General features: G+C 62.4%; 15 protein-coding genes. 12 read left to right on the top strand and 3 right to left on the bottom strand.

Annotated elements, in window-relative coordinates:
- Window positions 1-91: 91 nt before the first annotated feature.
- The 6 genes from BLU46_RS09320 to BLU46_RS09295 all read left to right on the top strand — a co-directional run bounded on the left by BLU46_RS09320 (window position 92) and on the right by BLU46_RS09295 (window position 6,833).
- On the top strand, window positions 92-1,267 hold the full coding sequence (locus tag BLU46_RS09320) for a M20 aminoacylase family protein (RefSeq protein ID WP_063032742.1): 1,176 nt from the start codon (window positions 92-94) through the stop codon (window positions 1,265-1,267).
- 57 nt (window positions 1,268-1,324) lie between these two features.
- Window positions 1,325-2,635 (top strand): citrate-proton symporter, encoded by a 1,311-nt coding sequence (locus BLU46_RS09315; protein ID WP_093200905.1) that lies wholly within the window; start codon window positions 1,325-1,327, stop codon window positions 2,633-2,635.
- A complete protein-coding gene (locus tag BLU46_RS09310; protein ID WP_093200900.1) occupies window positions 2,632-4,074 on the top strand; it encodes an amidase in 1,443 nt (480 codons plus the stop codon). Before BLU46_RS09315 ends, BLU46_RS09310 begins: the two co-directional genes overlap by 4 nt.
- 64 nt (window positions 4,075-4,138) lie before the next feature.
- Complete coding sequence (locus BLU46_RS09305) at window positions 4,139-4,909, top strand: helix-turn-helix domain-containing protein (RefSeq protein WP_063032738.1); 771 nt, start codon at window positions 4,139-4,141, stop codon at window positions 4,907-4,909.
- A gap of 183 nt (window positions 4,910-5,092) precedes the next feature.
- A complete protein-coding gene (locus BLU46_RS09300) occupies window positions 5,093-5,674 on the top strand; it encodes a YceI family protein (protein ID WP_063032736.1) in 582 nt (193 codons plus the stop codon).
- A gap of 1 nt (window position 5,675) precedes the next feature.
- The gene (locus tag BLU46_RS09295; RefSeq protein ID WP_093200895.1) at window positions 5,676-6,833 is read left to right on the top strand and encodes a phospholipase D-like domain-containing protein; all 1,158 of its coding nucleotides are present in this window, start codon (window positions 5,676-5,678) and stop codon (window positions 6,831-6,833) included.
- A gap of 127 nt (window positions 6,834-6,960) precedes the next feature.
- Here the strand turns inward: BLU46_RS09295 and bglX are convergent, their stop codons facing one another.
- Complete coding sequence (bglX, locus tag BLU46_RS09290; protein WP_093200891.1) at window positions 6,961-9,252, bottom strand: beta-glucosidase BglX; 2,292 nt, start codon at window positions 9,250-9,252, stop codon at window positions 6,961-6,963.
- 214 nt (window positions 9,253-9,466) lie between these two features.
- Between bglX and BLU46_RS09285 the strand changes: the two genes are divergently transcribed.
- From BLU46_RS09285 to BLU46_RS09270, 4 genes are read left to right on the top strand one after another with little or no spacing between them, the layout of a single operon-like run.
- The gene (locus BLU46_RS09285) at window positions 9,467-10,075 is read left to right on the top strand and encodes a LemA family protein (RefSeq protein WP_003209150.1); all 609 of its coding nucleotides are present in this window, start codon (window positions 9,467-9,469) and stop codon (window positions 10,073-10,075) included.
- Window positions 10,075-10,803, top strand: a complete 729-nt coding sequence (locus BLU46_RS09280) for a TPM domain-containing protein (protein WP_093200887.1) — start codon at window positions 10,075-10,077, stop codon at window positions 10,801-10,803. The genes BLU46_RS09285 and BLU46_RS09280 overlap by 1 nt, the downstream gene beginning before the upstream one ends.
- Before the next feature lie 28 nt (window positions 10,804-10,831).
- Entirely contained in the window at window positions 10,832-11,449 is a 618-nt protein-coding gene (locus BLU46_RS09275) for a TPM domain-containing protein (protein WP_093200883.1), read from the top strand.
- 41 nt (window positions 11,450-11,490) lie between these two features.
- On the top strand, window positions 11,491-12,708 hold the full coding sequence (locus BLU46_RS09270; protein ID WP_063032726.1) for a class I SAM-dependent methyltransferase: 1,218 nt from the start codon (window positions 11,491-11,493) through the stop codon (window positions 12,706-12,708).
- A 103-nt stretch (window positions 12,709-12,811) separates the two neighbouring features.
- Here BLU46_RS09270 and BLU46_RS09265 read toward each other — a convergent pair whose 3' ends face one another.
- On the bottom strand, window positions 12,812-13,711 hold the full coding sequence (locus BLU46_RS09265; RefSeq protein ID WP_063032724.1) for a DMT family transporter: 900 nt from the start codon (window positions 13,709-13,711) through the stop codon (window positions 12,812-12,814).
- Between the two features lie 324 nt (window positions 13,712-14,035).
- Between BLU46_RS09265 and BLU46_RS09260 the strand changes: the two genes are divergently transcribed.
- Entirely contained in the window at window positions 14,036-14,617 is a 582-nt protein-coding gene (locus BLU46_RS09260) for a DJ-1/PfpI family protein (protein ID WP_093200878.1), read from the top strand.
- 16 nt (window positions 14,618-14,633) lie between these two features.
- The gene (locus BLU46_RS09255) at window positions 14,634-14,951 is read left to right on the top strand and encodes a ribbon-helix-helix domain-containing protein (RefSeq protein ID WP_003209138.1); all 318 of its coding nucleotides are present in this window, start codon (window positions 14,634-14,636) and stop codon (window positions 14,949-14,951) included.
- Between the two features lie 105 nt (window positions 14,952-15,056).
- Here BLU46_RS09255 and BLU46_RS09250 read toward each other — a convergent pair whose 3' ends face one another.
- Window positions 15,057-17,615 (bottom strand): TonB-dependent receptor, encoded by a 2,559-nt coding sequence (locus BLU46_RS09250; protein ID WP_093200873.1) that lies wholly within the window; start codon window positions 17,613-17,615, stop codon window positions 15,057-15,059.
- Window positions 17,616-17,687 lie beyond the last annotated feature (72 nt).

Raw genomic sequence — 17,687 nt, 5'->3', positions numbered from 1 at the left:
CCACCTTTGATTGTCCTCCTGCGCACATCGCGGTTATCTGGCGGTGTGCAACGAACAAGAACGGGAACACCCGCCTGCGAGGAGAATCACCATGAGCCCACACCAGCACATCCTGGATTGGCTGAGCGATGTCACCAGCGACCTGCACGCCGTGCGTCAGGACATTCACGCCCACCCCGAACTGGGCTTTGAAGAAAACCGCACCTCCGCCCTCGTGGCGCAATCCCTGCGAAGCTGGGGCTATGAAGTCCACACCGGTATCGGCCAGACCGGCGTGGTCGGTGTGCTGCGCAATGGCAGCAGCGCGCGCAAGCTGGGGATTCGTGCCGACATGGATGCCTTGCCGATCATCGAAAACACCGGCGCCAGCTACAGCAGCCAACACGCCGGCTGCATGCACGCCTGCGGCCATGACGGCCACACCACCATGCTGCTGGGCGCCGCCCGTTACCTGGCCGCGACCCGGCAGTTCGACGGCACCCTGAACCTGATTTTCCAGCCTGCCGAAGAAGGCCAGGGCGGCGCCGAAGCCATGCTCGCCGACGGCTTGCTGGAGCGTTTTCCCTGCGACGCACTCTTCGGCATGCACAACATGCCGGGCTTGCCCGCCGGCCATCTGGGTCTGCGGGTCGGGCCGATGATGGCCTCCCAGGACCTGCTCACCGTGACCCTCGAAGGTGTCGGCGGCCATGGCTCCATGCCGCACCTGACGGTCGACCCGCTGGTGGCCGCCGCCAGTATGGTCATGGCGTTGCAGACCGTGGTGGCGCGCAATATCAATGCCCAGGAAGCCGCAGTAGTGACCGTCGGTGCGCTGCAAGCGGGCCAGGCGGCCAACGTGATTCCCCAGCAAGCACTGTTGCGTTTGAGCCTGCGTGCCCTGGATGCGAACGTGCGTGAGCTGATGCTGGAGCGGGTCAAGGCGATCATCCTGACCCAGGCCGCGAGCTTCGGCTGCACCGCGCAGATCGAACATCGCCCGGCCTATCCGGTGCTGGTCAACCACCCCGAAGAAACCGAATTCGCCCGCCAGGTCGGCGTCGCCCTGCTCGGTGAAGATGCCGTCGACGGCAACACCACCAAGCTGATGGGCAGCGAAGACTTCGCCTGGATGCTGCAACGCTGCCCCGGCAGCTACCTGTTTATCGGCAACGGCGTCTCGCGGCCGATGGTCCACAACCCCGCCTATGACTTCAACGACGACATCCTGTTGACCGGCGCCGCCTACTGGGGCGCGCTGGCCGAGAGCTGGCTCAAGCCCGCCTGACGACCTCTTTTTTCTGCCGCTGGACCCTTTCCCAACAGGTTGAATGGAGTGTTCCTCATGCAGACTGCAAAACAGGGCGTATCCCGCACCCGCCAGGTCGTGGCGGCGGTGATTGGCAATGCGCTGGAATGGTATGACTTCATCGTTTACGGCTTTCTCGCCAGCATCATCGCCCGGCAATTTTTCCCGTCGGAGGATGAATACGCCTCGCTGCTGATGGCCCTGGCCACCTTTGGCGTCGGCTTCTTCATGCGCCCGGTGGGCGGGATTCTGCTGGGCATGTATTCGGACCGTAAAGGCCGCAAGGCCGCGATGCAGTTGATCATCCGGCTGATGACCGTCTCCATCGCCTTGATCGCTTTCGCTCCCAGCTACGCCGCGATCGGCATGGGCGCGCCGATGCTGATCGTGGTTGCACGCATGCTCCAGGGCTTTGCCACCGGCGGCGAATACGCCAGTGCCACGGCGTTCCTGGTGGAAAGCGCGCCGGCTCATCGCAAGGGGTTGTACGGTTCGTGGCAGTTGGTGGGGCAGTGCCTGGCGGTGTTCGGCGGCGCGGCGATGGTGGCGTTGGTGACGCACTTTTTCGAGCCGCAAACCCTTGAAGTCTGGGGTTGGCGCCTGCCGTTCATCTTTGGCTTGCTGATCGGCCCGGTGGGCTTGTGGATCCGGCGCCACATGGAAGATCCCGAGGAGTTTATCGAGGCGCGCAAACAGGCCAAGGGTGCGGCACCGAGCTTGATGGACGTCATTCGCGATCACCGCCGCAGCATCCTCGTGTCGATGGGCCTGGCCTGTGGGGCAACGGTGTCGTTCTACGTGGTGCTGGTGAATATGCCGACCTTCGCCCACAAGAACCTCGGCCTGCCGCTGGACCAGGTGCTGATGGTGCAGATGTTCGCGGTGGCGCTGATGACCGTGGTGATTCCGCTGTCCGGTCTGTTGTCGGATCGGCTGGGTCGGCGTCCGGTATTGATGGCGTTCACCCTGGCGTTTTTCGTGATGGTGTACCCGCTCTATGTGTGGGTCGCGGCCGCGCCGTCCATCGAGCGCTTGCTGGTGATGCAGGTGATGTTGTGCACCGCCATCGGCGGTTTTTTCGGCCCGGCGCCGACGGCCCTGGCCGAGCAGTTTCCCATCGAAGTACGCTCTACCGGGGTGTCGGTGGCTTACAACGTGGCGGTGATGGTGTTCGGGGGCTTTGCGCCGTTGATCGTCACCTGGCTCAGCAAGGTGCTGGGCACGCCGGTAGCCCCGGCATTTTATGTGCTGTTTGCTTGCGTCCTGACGCTGCTGGGCACTTACTGCATGCATGAGGCGCCACGGGCGAAACGACCGGCGCCGTTTTCCAGCGAGGTGAAACCTTGAGTATTGTTGAACTGGATGCCATCGAACTGTCACAGGCGATCCATGCGCGGCAGGTGTCTTGCCATGAGGTGATGCAGGCGTATCTGGCCCAGGTCGAGCGCTTCAATCCGACGGTGAATGCGCTGGTCTCGCTGCGCTCCCATGAGGAGGTGCTGGCCGAAGCGTCGCAGCGGGACCGGGAGCTGGACCAGGGCCAATCCCGTGGCTGGATGCACGGCATGCCCCAGGCGATCAAGGACCTGGCGGCCACCCAGGGCCTGCGTACTACTCTCGGCTCGCGGCTGTTCGCCGAGCACATTCCTCAAGAAGATGCGATCAGCGTGGCGCGGGTGCGGGCCAGTGGCGCGGTCATCATCGGCAAGACCAACGTACCGGAATTCGGCCTGGGCTCGCAGACCTACAACAGCGTGTTCGGCACCACCGGCAATGCCTATGACCCGCGCCTCGTGGCCGGTGGCAGCAGCGGCGGCGCGGCAGTGGCGCTGGCGTTGCGCATGCTGCCGGTGGCCGATGGCAGCGACATGATGGGCTCGCTGCGAAACCCGGCAGCGTTCAATAACGTGTTTGGCCTGCGCCCGTCCCAGGGCAGGGTGCCTCACGGGCCGGCGCCGGAGCTGTTCGTCCAGCAACTGGCCACGGAAGGCCCTATGGGCCGCAGCGTGGCCGATGTGGCGCGGCTGCTGAGTGTGCAGGCCGGCTACGACCCTCGGGTGCCGCTGTCGCTCAAGGAGGATCCGGCGGTGTTGGGTGAGCCGTTGCAGCGCGACTTCAAGGGTGCACGCCTGGGCTGGCTCGGGGATTACAACGGTTATCTGCCGATGGAAGACGGCGTGATGAGCCTGTGCGAAACGGCCCTCAAGGACTTCGCCGCGCTGGGTTGCGAGGTCGAACACTGCCAACCGGAATTCTCCCTGGAGCGCCTGTGGCAGACCTGGCTGGTACACCGCCATTGGCTGATCCAGGGCTCCCTCGGCGCGGCCTACGCTGACCCGCAAAAACGTTCACTGCTCAAGCCCGAGGCGCAATGGGAAGTGCAGGGCGGATTGCAACTGAGTGCGGCAGATGTCTACCAGGCTTCGGCCAACCGCAGCGACTGGTACCGCGCCCTTGGCAAGCTGTTCGAACGTTACGATTTCCTGTTGCTGCCCACCGCCCAAGTGTTCCCTTTCGATGCACAACAAACCTGGCCGCGCCTCGTCGCAGGGCGTGAGATGGACACCTACCACCGCTGGATGGAAGTGGTGATCGGCCCCACGCTGGCCGGTTTGCCGAGCATGAATGTGCCGGTGGGTTTCAACCCGCAGGGCTTGCCCATGGGCCTGCAAATCATCGGCCCGGCCCAGGCGGACAGGGCGGTGTTGCAACTGGCGTACGCCCACGAACAGCTGACTCGCTGGGTGCAGCGCCGGCCGCCTGCTTGCCTCTCGCCGACCGGCTGAGTCGCGACGGGCCTGTATCTTGCTGTGAAATCAGATCATCCATCGGCATCAAGGAGATCGACACATGGGCAGCGACGCCGAGACGGGAACCGTACGCTCAGTGGGGCGGGCACTGGCAATCATCGAATTGCTCGGCGAGCATCAGGCGCTGGGGCTGGAAGAGTTGCACTACCTGACTCACCTGCCAAAGGCCACCGTCTCGCGGATGCTGCTGACCTTGCAGGAACAGGGCTGGATCTATCGTGGCCTCAGCGACCGCCGTTACCGCCTGCGGGCCCGGCGCCTGTTCGGTGATACCCAGCAACGTTTCAAACGCCAGTTGGTAGAAAGCGCCGCACCGTGGCTGCTGGACCTCAGCGAGCGCACCGGCCTGGTGGTGGATTTGTCGAGCTTCGACGGCGAACGCCTGGAAGTGATGGAAAGCGCGATCCCCACGGTGCTGCGCAAGCTCTACCCGAACAACTGCCAGATCGTCGGCCAGCACGCCAGCCTGTTTCACTCGGCCATGGGCAAGGCGTGCCTGTCGCAATTGTCGGCGGATGAAGTGCAGCGCCTGGCCGGTCGTGAGCGGGTGGCGGAAGACGATCAATACCGGGCGTGTGAACAATCCCAGCACCAGGGGTTTGGCCAGCGCACCGAAGGCTACTGGGAATACCCGGTGCGCCTGCCTTTCCTGATTCGCGCGGTGGCCTTGCCGGTGCGGGCCAATGGGCGGTTGGTGGGCAGCATGGCGCTGCATTGGCCGATGGATCAGGCACCGGTGGAACGGGTGCTGAGCCTGCACCTGGCCAGCCTGGAATCGACCATTCGCGATGTGCAGCAGGCGTTGGCCTGAAATACAGCTCATGCGGGAGCGGGCTTGCTCGCGAACGCAGTGGGTCAGTTAATACATCAAGTGACTGACACACCGCGTTCGCGAGCAAGCCCGCTCCCACACAAGCCAGCTCCCACATTGGATTTGCGCCGCTCGTTACATTGCGCTTAAGGTTCGTCCAGGTTTTTTGCCCCAAGAGTCTTTATGTCCCTGTTCAAACCCATGGCCGTCCTGCTGCTGGCCGCTGCCGCCGTGCCTGCCCACGCCGACTGGTACCTGGACAACGAGTCCTCGCGCCTGTCGTTCGTCACCACCAAAAACACCGACATCGCCGAAGTGCAGCGCTTTCTGGTGCTGCATGGCAAGGTCGACAGCAAGGGCGCGGCGCAGCTGGAAGTCGAACTGGAGTCGATCAACAGCGGCATTCCGCTGCGCGACGAGCGCATGCGCAATGAGCTGTTCGAGATCAAGACCTTCCCGGACGCGGTGATCAACGCGCAAATCAACCTGCAACCGATCAACGACCTGGCCCCCGGCGCGCAATACGAACTGCGCCTGCCGCTGTCGGTGACGCTCCACGGCAAGACCCAGACCTACAGCGCCGAGTTGCTGGCGACCCGTCTGGATGACCGACGCTTTCAAGTGGTGACGTTGGAACCGTTGGTGGTGCACGCCGAGGATTTCGATTTGCTCCCGGGTGTGGCCGCGTTGCGCAAGGCCGCCGGGCTGTCGCAAATCAGCCTGTCGGTGCCGGTGGGTGCGGTACTGATTTTCACGGCGCGCTGACATGAGCGGCGCAGTGTTCCCGTGGCGCAGCGCCAACCGTTTTGAGTTGATGATCGACGGTCCGAGTTTCTTTCCACGCATGTTGGAAGCTATCGCCCAGGCCGAGCAGCAAGTCGCGCTGGAGCTGTATCTGGTGGAGGCGGGAGCGTGTGCCGAGGCGATGGTTCAGTCCTTGGTCGGGGCGGCCGAGCGTGGCGTGCGGGTGCGTTGCCTGTTCGATGACTATGGCAGCCTGGCGTTTACCCTGGGCCTGCGTCGACGGTTGATCGATGCCGGGGTGGACCTGCGTTTCTACAACCGCTTGAGCTGGCGCCGCTGGATGCGCAACCTCTACCGCGACCACCGCAAGCTGTTGCTGATCGACCAGACCGTCGCCGTGGTCGGCGGCACCGGTGTGACGGATGAATTCTGGACGCCCGGGGAAGACACCGCCGACTGGCACGAAGTGATGGTGCAGATTCGTGGCCCGCTGGTGCTGGATTGGCAGGCGTTGTTTGATCGTCAATGGCTGGCCAACGACGATCGTAGGGCCTGGAAGCCCGCCACGCATTTTGGCTTGCCACGCTTGCCCAAGGTGCCGGCGACAGGGCCGGGGCTGGGGCGGGTGGCCTATGCCGACGCTCGTCAGCATCGGGATATTTTGCAGTCACTGATCCGTGCGCTGAACAGCGGCCACCAGCGTATCTGGCTGGCCACGCCGTATTTCCTGCCAACCTGGAGCGTACGGCGTGCCCTGCGCCGGGCGGCGGGGCGCGGGGTGGATGTGCGCTTGCTGTTGACCGGGCCCCGTACCGATCACCCGTCGGTGCGGTATGCCGGGCACCGTTACTACCCGCGTTTGCTCAAGTCCGGGGTGCAGATTTTTGAGTATCAGCCGTGCTTCCTGCACCTGAAAATGGTGCTGGTGGACGATTGGGTGAGCATTGGCTCGTGCAACTTCGACCACTGGAATCTGCGCTTCAACCTGGAGGCGAATCTGGAGGCATTGGACCCGGAATTGACGTTGGCAGTGGTGGGGAGTTTCGAGCGGGATTTTGCCCTGAGCCAGGCGGTGAGCCTTGAGGCGTGGCGGTCGCGGCCATTGTGGCGGCGGGTGAAGCAGCGGGTGTGGGGGTGGATTGATCGGTTGGTGGTTAACCTGCTGGACCGCCGCGGATAAGCCAGAACACCCCAATCAAATGTGGGAGCGGGCTTGCTCGCGAAAGCGGTGGATCAGCCAAACTTCCATTGACTGACACACCGCATTCGCGAGCAAGCCCGCTCCCACATGTTGACCGAGCAAGACGTTAGAGCAGTTCGAAGCTCTGCTGCTTCACATCCTGGGAATCCAACCCGATCTGCACATTGAACTCGCCCGGCTCAGCCGCGAACTTCAACTGGGTGTTGTAGAACTTCAAGTCTTCTTCGGTGATGGTGAAGTGCACCGCACGCTCTTCGCCAGCCTTGAGCATGATCTTCTGGAAGTTCTTCAGCTCCTTGACCGGGCGGATCATCGAGCCGGCCACGTCCTGGATGTACAGCTGCACCACGGTTTCGCCATCGACCTTGCCGGTGTTTTTCACCACCACGGTGGCGTCGAGCTTGCCGGACTTGTTCAGGGTGGTGGACGACAGTGCCATGTCCGACAGGCTGAAGCTGGTGTAGCTCAAGCCATAACCAAACGGAAACAGCGGCCCGGTGGTGTCATCGAAGTACTGCGAGGTGTAGTTGCCCGGCTTGCCCGGGGTGAACGGCCGGCCAATGCTCAGGTGGTTGTAGTAGGTCGGAATCTGCCCCACCGAACGTGGGAAGGTGATTGGCAGCTTGCCCGACGGGTTGTAGTCACCGAATAGCACGTCAGCGATGGCGTTGCCGCCTTCAGTACCGGCGAACCAGGTTTCGAGGATTGCGTCAGCCTGTTCGTTCTCCTCGACAATCGACAGCGGACGGCCATTCATCAACACCAGCACCAGCGGTTTGCCGGTAGCTTTCAAGGCCTTGATCAGGTCGCGCTGGCTCTGCGGGATGTTCAGGTCGGTGCGGCTTGACGACTCGTGGGACATGCCACGGGACTCGCCCACCGCTGCCACGACCACGTCGGCGCCTGTGGCGGCCTTGACGGCTTCGTCGATCATGTCCTGGGACGAGCGCGGGTCATCCACCACTTCCGGCGCATCGAAGTTCAGGAAGTTGAGGTAGTCGACGACTTTCTTGTCGTTGGTGATGTTGGCGCCACGGGCATAGATCACTTTGCCCTTTTCGCCGATCACGGCATTCATGCCGTCCAGCAGGGTCACCGATTGCGCGGGTTTACCGGCAGCGGCCCAACTGCCCATCATGTCGATCGGCGCCTTGGCCAGCGGGCCGACCAGGGCGATGGTCGCGGTCTTTTTCAGCGGCAGGGCGTTGTTCTGGTTTTTCAGCAGCACCAGGCTGCGGCGTGCCACGTCACGTGCGTCGGCGCGGTGCAGGCGGCTTTCGGCGTAGGTGTCGGCCGGGTCATCCTCGGCCTTGCCGATGCGCAGGTACGGGTCGGCGAACAGGCCCATGTCGTACTTGGCGCCGAGCACTTCGCGCACGGCGTTGTCGATGTCGCTTTGTTCGATCTCGCCGGATTTCAGCAGGCCGGGCAATTCCTTGCCATAGAGCGAGTCGTTCATGCTCATGTCGATGCCGGCCTTGATCGCCAGCTTGGCGGCTTCACGCCCGTCCTTGGCCACGCCGTGCTTGATCAATTCGAAGATCGCGCCATGGTCGCTCACTGCCAGGCCCTTGAAGCCCCAGTCCTTACGCAACAGGTCGTTCATCAGCCAGGTGTTGGCGGTGGCTGGCACGCCGTTGATCGAGTTCAGCGCAACCATCACCCCGCCGGCACCGGCCTTGATCGCGGCGTGGTAGGGCGGCAGGTAGTCCTGGTACATCTTGACCGGGCTCATGTCGACCACGTTGTAGTCGCGACCGCCTTCCACCGCGCCATACAGGGCGAAGTGCTTGACGCTGGCCATGATGCTGTCGGCCTTGGCGGGGCTGGTGCCCTGGAACGCCTTGACCATCACTTCGGCAATGCGCGAGGTGAGGTAGGTGTCTTCGCCAAAACCTTCGGAGGTGCGCCCCCAGCGTGGGTCACGGGAGATGTCGACCATCGGTGCAAAGGTGATGTCGAGGCTGTCGGCGGCGGCTTCCTGGGCGGCGACGCGCCCGGAGCGGCCGATGGCGTCCATGTCCCAGCTGGAGGCCAGGGCCAGGCTGATGGGGAAAATCGTGCGGTGGCCGTGGATCACGTCATAGGCGAAGAACATCGGGATCTTCAACCGGCTGCGCATGGCCGCGTCCTGCATCGGACGGTTTTCCGGGCGGGTGATGGAATTGAAGGTACCACCGATGCGACCGGCGGCGATTTCCTTGCGGATCAGCTCGCGGGGCATTTCAGGGCCGATGCTGATCAGGCGCAACTGGCCGATCTTTTCATCGAGGGTCATTTGCTTGAGCAGGTCACTGACGAAGGCGTCTTTGTCCTTGAGTACTGCGGGCTTTGTTTCGGCAAATACGGAATGAGTGGCCAAACTGACAACAAGGCCCAGCAAACACAGCTTCTTCATGAAAATCCTTTCTCGCAGCCTTGGGACCGGAGAGCGTCTATTGTTGTTCGGGTGTTGTTCAGATAAATGCAGCACACTTCTGAACTCTTATTGGCGCTGGGCATCTTTTAGCTGATTGGCTCGATGCAATCCAGTGGGTGGTGGCGGATTATGCCCTAAGCCCGTAGCTAACGCGTCAGTCGGTACATTTCATAGGTTTGGCAGGAGAAACACCATGCAAGCAGCACAAGGTTACCGTTGGGGCTGGAAGGCCGTGGCATTGATACTGGTGAGCACCGTGCTGAGCGGTTGCGGCATCAACAAGATCCCGACCCTGGATGAACAGGCCAAGGCGGCCTGGGCCCAGGTGCAGAACCAGTACCAGCGGCGCGCCGACCTGATCCCCAACCTGGTGGAAGTGGTCAAGGGCTATGCCGCCCATGAACAGGACACCCTGACTGCCGTGATCGAAGCGCGAGCCAAGGCCACCTCGATCCAGGTGGATGCCAGCACCTTGGACAACCCGGAAAAACTCAAGCAGTTCCAGCAAGCCCAGGACGGCTTGAGCGGTGCACTCAGCCGCTTGATGGTGGTGTCCGAGCGCTACCCGGACCTGAAGGCCAACCAGAACTTCCTGGCCCTGCAATCGCAACTTGAAGGCACTGAAAACCGCATCGCCGTGGCCCGTCGCGACTTTATCCAGGCGGTACAGGCCTACAACACCGAGATCCGCACCTTCCCGGGTCGCCTGTGGCACAGCGTGATGTACAGCGACTTGCCGGTCCGCGCCAACTTCGAGGCCACCAGTGCCGATGCTGATAAAGCGCCGCAAGTGAAATTCTGATGGGCAAGCGCGCTTGGTTGCTGGCGGCGGTGCTGCTGGCCTTTAGCCTGACCGCCCAGGCCGCCCTTAACTTTCCGGCCCTGACCGGACGGGTGGTCGACAACGCCCAGATGATCGACCCGGCCGTGCGCGAGCAGCTGACCCAGCAATTGCAGGCGCTGGAGCAAACCAGCGGTGACCAGATCGTGGTGGTCACCGTGCCGGACCTGCAAGGCGTGCCCATTGAAGACTTCGGTTATCAACTGGGCCGTGCCTGGGGTATCGGCCAGAAGGGCAAGGACAACGGCGCATTGCTGATTGTCGCCCGGGATGAGCACAAGATCCGTATCGAAGTGGGTTACGGCCTGGAAGGCGTACTCACCGACGCGCAGTCCTGGGTGATCATCAACCAGGTGATCGCCCCGGCGTTCAAGACGGGCAACTACAGCAAGGGCATCAGCGATGGCGTGGCGGCGATGCTGCAGGTGGTGGGCGGCGATCCGCTGGCCGTGCCTGCGCATGTGTCTGAAGCCAACTTCGCCAAGCAAAACCCGGGGATTTCCATTGGTCTGTTTATCCTGTTGCTGGCGGTGCTGTGGCTGTGCAATCGCATGGGCCTGCCCGTAGGCGCTATTCTGCTGGCGATTCTCAGCAGCAGCGGACGCGGCGGTGGGGGAGGCGGCGGTGGCGGTGGCTTCAGGGGCGGCGGCGGTGGTTTCGGTGGCGGTGGCGCCTCGGGCGGCTGGTAATGACAATAACGAGAGAGCATCAACAACCATGGCATTACTGAGTCAACACGAGCAACGCCAGGTCGCCGAGGCGATCGCCAGGGTCGAGCAACAGACCGACGCCGAACTGGTGACCGTGCTCGCGGCCCGTGCCGACGACTACGCCTACATCCCGCTGTTGTGGGCCAGCCTGTTGGCGCTGGTGGTACCGGGGATCATTCACTATCTGTCGGGCTGGTTGACCATGTACACCTTGCTGCTGGCGCAGTGGGGCACGTTCGTGGTGTTGTGCCTGGTGTTCCGGTTGCCCAAGGTGACTACGCGGCTGATCCCGCGCTCAGTGCGTCACTGGCGTGCGTCCAACCTGGCACGGCGGCAGTTTCTGGAGCAACACCTGCACCACACACTGGGCAGTACCGGGGTGCTGATTTTTGTCAGTGAGGCCGAGCGGTATGTAGAAATCCTGGTGGACAAGGGGATTTCCAGTCGCCTGGATGACAGCAGTTGGGATGCGATCGTCAAGGACTTCACCCGCCAGGTGAAGCAAGGCCAGACGTTGGCCGGGTTTGTGGCGTGTATTGAGGCTTGCGGAGAATTGCTCAAGGAGCACGTACCGGTGACCCACGCGCGCAATGAGCTACCGAATCGGTTGGTGGTGTTGGAGTAGTGTAAAATTCCCGGCATTCCCTGCCCGAGGCGTTTTTGTTCATGTCTGCCACCGCTAAACCTGCCAGCCCCGCGCCGGATCATCACGCGCAGTTCCTCGAACTGCTGAGCGCGAGCCTTGAGCAAAACGCCTTTATCAAGCTGGTGCTGGCCAAGTACGTCGGCACCGAGCCTGATCTTCAGAAGCTGATCATCAAGCAGCTGACGGTCAAGGATCAGCCTTGCCTGTCCTTCGTCTACCGCTACAAGACCCGCGACATCACCAAGAACTTCTCCCTGCCTGACGGTGTGGCTGCGATTGCCGAGCTGTTGCCGGCCTCGTTCAAGAACGCGCACCTGCTGTCGGTGACGGACGAAGCCCAGCTGGAATACAGCAAGAAGAACAAAAGCTCGCTGTTCAAAAGCAAGCCGCAACAACTGCGGGAGGCGCCGTCTGCCGAGCACAACCGCGAGAAGAATCGCTTCCTGGACCTGACCCGGCCCTTTCTCGCTGACCTTGGCGTGACCAACGCCAAGCACGAGCTGATCCCGGCGATGTCGCGCAAGTGGAAGCAGATCAACAAGTTCATCGAAGTGTTCAGCCATGCCCTGACCACCTCACCGCTGAAGCTGGACCGGCCGGTGCGGGTCGCGGACTTTGGTTCGGGCAAGGGCTACCTGACGTTTGCGATCCACGATTACCTGCGCAACACCCTCAACGCTGAGGGCGAAGTCACCGGTGTGGAACTGCGCGAAGACATGGTGACCCTGTGCAACAACGCCGCCGCCCGCCTGGACCACCCGGGGCTGGTGTTCAAGTGTGGTGATGTGCGCAGCGTCGCGCCCAGCGAACTGGACGTGATGATCGCCCTGCATGCCTGCGACATCGCCACCGACTACGCGATTCACACCGGCATCCGCTCCGGGGCGTCGATCATCATGTGCTCGCCGTGCTGCCATAAGCAGATACGCTTGCAAATCCAGAGCCCGGTGCTGCTCAAGCCGATGCTGCAATACGGCCTGCACCTGGGCCAACAGGCGGAAATGGTCACCGACAGCCTGCGTGCGTTGTTCCTTGAAGCCTGCGGTTATGAGACCAAGGTGTTTGAGTTCATCTCGTTGGAACATACCAACAAGAACAAAATGATCCTTGCCGTGAAGCGTGCGGAGCCGGTGGATAACGCTCAGCTCCTGGGGAAAGTCCAGGAGCTCAAGGCGTTCTACAACATCACCGAACATTGCCTCGAAACCCTGCTGCGGGCGGATGGTTACCTGACCTGAGAGCGACGCTAACCAATGTGGGAGCTGGCTTGCCTGCGATGCAAGCACCTCGGTGTAACAGGTAAAGCGAGGTGATTCTATCGCAGGCAAGCCAGCTCCCACATTAGATCGTGCTCGCCTTGGAGGCCGGTGCAGGCTGCACCGCTGTCTTGCGCCCCAACATCACCGTCACAATCACCCCGCAGGCAAACAGCCAGGTGATCGGTTCGATGTGCTCACCAAAAAACAGCGCGGAAAACGCAATGGTGAAAAAGATCTGCAACAGCTGAATCTGGCTGACCCGCGCGATGCCGCCCATGGCCAGCCCGGCGTACCACGCAAAGAACCCCAGGAACTGCGAAAACAGTGACACATAACCAAACGCCCACCAGGTGCGCATGGAAATCGGCCCTTCGTGTTGCAGCGCCAGGTAGGCCACCGGCCCGATCAATACCGGCGTCGACAGCACCAGCGCCCAGCAGATCACCTGCCAGCCGCCCATCTCCTTGGCCAAACGGCCACCTTCTGCGTAACCCAGGCCACCCACGGCAATCGCCCCGAGCATCAACAGGTCGCCCGCCTGGATACTGCCGGCCCCGGTGATCAACGCATAACTCAGCACCAGCGCACTGCCCAGCGCCGCGCAGGCCCAGAAGGCTTTCGATGGGCGTTCATGGGACAGCCACGCCGCATACAGCGCCACGCACAGCGGTTGCAAGCCGTTGACCAACGCACCATGGGACGCGGGCAAGGTTTGCATGGCCCAAGCCGACAGCACCGGGAAGCCCAGGATCACCCCGGCAATCACCAGCGTCAGCCCGCGCACCTGGCGCCAGGTGGGCCAGCGCTCACGTCGCCACAGCAACAGTGCCGCCGCCGGCACCGCCGCAAACAACGCCCGGCCCAGGCCATTGAGCAGCGGGTGGATTTCCTGCACCACGATACGGGTGAAGGGCAGGGTAAGGCTAAAGATGACGACGCCCAGCAGGCCGAGGGCCATGCCGGTATTTTCGCGGGAGCTCATGGAAGGAACCAGAATCGAATGGGCCGGAAGTGGACGTTCATCTAGCCACAAAGCCCGGAGAACGCGGGCCTACAGCTGGGTGCAGATTGATCCGTACAGTTTTGAATGGGCGACTCGGTTCATGTGGGAGCTGTCGAGCCTTGGCGAGGCTGCGATGGGATCAACGCAGTTTACCTGTGAGGCCGAGGTGTCTGCATCGCGGGCAAGCCCGGCTCCCACACAAGCCAGGGTGCTGATGTAGTAGCGGGCCATTACCCGGCCCATCGGCACAGGTCTATCTTGGCTACTCCTGTCTGCCCAACCGTTCAACCGGAGGAATGTCCCATGGCCGCGAAGAAAATCCTGATGCTGGTCGGCGATTACGTCGAAGACTATGAAGTGATGGTGCCGTTCCAGGCGCTGCTGATGGTGGGGCATGCCGTGCACGCCGTGTGCCCGGACAAGACCGCCGGCCAGACCGTGCGCACGGCGATCCACGACTTCGAAGGCGACCAGACCTACAGCGAAAAGCCCGGGCACCTGTTTGCCCTGAACGCGGACTTTGCCAAGGTCGACGCCGCCGACTACGACGCGTTGCTGGTGCCCGGCGGCCGTGCGCCCGAGTACCTGCGCCTGAACGAGAAAGTCCTGCAACTGGTCAAGGCGTTCGACCAGGCCGGCAAGCCCATCGCTGCGGTGTGCCACGGTGCGCAACTGCTGGCCGCCGCCGGCATTCTGGAAGGCCGTGAGTGCAGCGCTTACCCGGCGTGCGGGCCGGAAGTGCGATTGGCGGGCGGTACGTTCATCGATATCCCGGTGACCGACAGCCACGTTCAAGGCAATCTGGTGACTGCACCGGCGTGGCCGGCGCACCCCAGCTGGCTGGCGGGTTTCCTTGGCCTGCTGGGCACCAAAATCATCCTGTAAAGCGGAGGTCATCGCCATGTGCGAGCTGTACGTCAAGGCCGACCCGATTCTCTACGAGTCCCGCTCGCGCTCCTTGCGCATCTGCGGCGTGGTGACCACCGTGCGCCTGGAAAACCAGTTCTGGGACATCCTCAGCGAAATCGCCGAAGTGGATGGCATGACCACCAATCAACTGATCGCCAAGCTGTATGAAGAGGTGATGGATTACCGTGGCGAAGTGGTGAATTTTGCTTCGTTCTTGCGGGTGAGTTGCACGCGGTATTTGAGCAAGCAGCGGGTTCACGCCCCAGAACTCAGCCTTGTGAATACAAGAAATGGCGCGCAGAAGATCTGAATGTGGGAGCGGGCTTGCTCGCGAAGGCGGTGTGTCAGGTAACTCATGTACCGACTGATCCACCGCTTTCGCGAGCAAGCCCGCTCCCACATTGATTAGGTGGGGTCAGAAGAACCGCGTCACGCTGATCTTCGCATCCCGGCCCTTGGTGTAGGCGCGGTCGCCGCTCAACGCCGGGCGGAAGTTGTTGTTGAACAGGTTATCCACGGTGAAGTTGACCTCGGTGCCCTTGAGGTAAGCCTGCTGCGGCTTCCAGCTGGCGAACAGGCCCTGGGTGTTGTAGCGCTTGTTACCGTACTGATCGTAGAACAGGTCACCGATACTGGTGCCCGGGCCGCCGGCATACTTGTCGCTTGGCAAACGGCTGGTGGCGCCGATGAACTGTCCCTGCCAGCCCACCTGCGCATCCAGGCTCGGGATCTTGGTGCCGAGCACGATCACCCATTTGGTCGGCGGAATATCCCGTGCCCAGACGTCCGGGCCCCACGGGTTGGTGTAGGCGCCTTCGTGTTTGCCGGTGGTGTAGGCGAAGGACACCGAGCCGAACACGTAGGTGGAGTCGTAGAAACTCTCGGCCTCGAAACCCTTGATGGTCATGCCGCCGATGTTGCGGTAGTTGGACATCGCCCCCGGCGGGCAGGCGCTGGAAATCGTCCCGCCATTGACCGCCTGGTTCTGGCAGCCCACGCCCGTGGCCTTGAAGATCTCGTCTTCGACTTTGTTGTGGAACAGCGTGGTACGCAGTTGCAGGTTGTCGCCGTGGGTGAACACGTCGCCGAAGCGGGTGACGTTGCCCAGGGTGATGGAGGTGATGCGCTCGGGGTCCAGGTCGAGGCTGGTGGCGGTGCGGCTGCCCAGGCCCTGGACTTCATACTGCTCGTCGATTACCGGGGCACGCCAGGTGCGGCTCCAGTTGGCAAACATCGCCACGTTCGGGGTGATGGTCCAGTACGCCGCCAGGCGTGGCGACCAGCCGGTGTAGGTGCGGTCGCTGTAGTCGTGGCCGATGGCCGGATCGGGGTTGCTGTAGTACGGCGCGTCGTTGGCTTCGCCGCGGTTGCGCACATGGTCGTAGCGCATCGACGGGGTAATGGTCACATCGCCCAGCGTCACCGCGTCCTGGATAAAGAAGCTGTTGGTGTCGACCTTGCCATGAGGCATGAAGCCCGGCTGGAAGTGCCCGTAGTTGTATTTCGGGGTGTTGTAGGTGGCGCCGGGCATCCACATTTCGGTTTCCCGGGTGTGCTTGCGGATTTGCACACCGGTGGTCACCGCGTGCTGCAACGCACCGGTGGAAAACAGACTGACGTTGCGTACGTCGAGGTTCTTGTCGTTGTAGGAGGTGTCCATCTTGCGCCCGCCAGTGGCCAACTGGAAAAACGCCGTAGCGTCTCGCTCGTCGGTCTGATCGGTATTGGATTCGGAATACTTGATGGTCAAGTCCACCAGCGGGTTATTCATCGGCTGGTATTCGTACTTGCCGGACCAGGTGGTGTCGACGGTATTGCGGTTGGCCAGGAAGCGTTTCAGCGCGGCTTCGTAGCCATAGCGGTCGATGTTGGCCTGGGTCGGCGGCGTCGGGTAGCTGGCGGCAGAGAAGGGCGTCCAGCGCTGACTGTTGGAGCGCGAATACGACAGGCCAAGGCTTTGCTCATCGGTGAAGTGAGCATTGAGCTTGAACAGTTTGCCGTCCACATTCTGGGCGCTGTTGGGCAGGCGCTTGGGGTTGATCGGGTACTGGTTGTTGTCGTTGGGCAGGGTGGCGGCCAGCTTCATGTCGCCGCCGTCGCGCTGGGTCAGGTAGGCCAGGGCGTCGAAGCGGCCGTCATCGGTGCGCCCGTAGACCGCGCTGCTGTAGACCTGCTCATGGTCGTTGCTGGAGTAGCCGTATTTGAGCATGGCGCCGCTGTTGCGCCCGTCCTTGAGCAGGTCCGGGGCATCCTTGGTGGTCATGTTGACCGTACCGCCGAAGCCGCCGTTGCCGCTGAAGGGCGAGTTGGGGCCTTTCTCCACTTCGATGTTCTTGATCAGCTCGGGCTCGATAAACACGGTGCCCTGCTGGTAGCGCTCAAAGCCGCTTTTGGTGGCGCCATCGACGGTCAGCGGCACGTCTTCGGCGTCGCCGAAACCCCGGATGTTGATGGTCTGGCCGCCGGGCTTCAGCGAGCCGCCCTGGCTGATACCGGGCAAGGTTTGCAGCAGGCTGGGGATGTTATTGGACTGGTAGCGGTCGATGTCGGCCTGGCTCAGGGTCGAGCGGCCGACGGTGGTGGAGTCCACCTCGTTACCGGTGCCGATCACGCTCAGGGCCTCCAGTTGGATCGCGCTGCTGTTGGTGGTCTTGCCTTCTTCGGGGCGTACCACGTAGGTGCTGCCGACCTTGAGCAACACGAACTCGCCGTTGTTGAGCAAGGTGCGAATCGCCACTTCCGGTGTGAAGTCGCCATTGAGGGCCGGCGCCTGGACGTTTTTCAGCAGCGCTTCATCGAACAGCAGCTGGATTTTCGCCTGCTGCGCCACCTGGCTCAGGGACGTGGCCAGGGACTGGGCCGGCAGTTGCAGCTTGAACGACTCGGCCTGGGCACTCAGGCTGAAGGCCAGGCAGGCGGCAATGGCGGTGGGTCGAAGAAACAGGTGCTGAACGTGGCAAGGCGCGCGAAACATGAAATCCCCCGGAGTAGCCAAATGGCCAGAAAGGTGTGCGTATCAAACGCAGACCCGAGGAAGACGCGGCAG

This window comes from Pseudomonas yamanorum, assembly GCF_900105735.1.
In the GTDB taxonomy this organism is placed as follows: domain Bacteria; phylum Pseudomonadota; class Gammaproteobacteria; order Pseudomonadales; family Pseudomonadaceae; genus Aquipseudomonas; species Aquipseudomonas yamanorum.
This window is presented reverse-complemented; position numbering and strand designations above follow the sequence as displayed.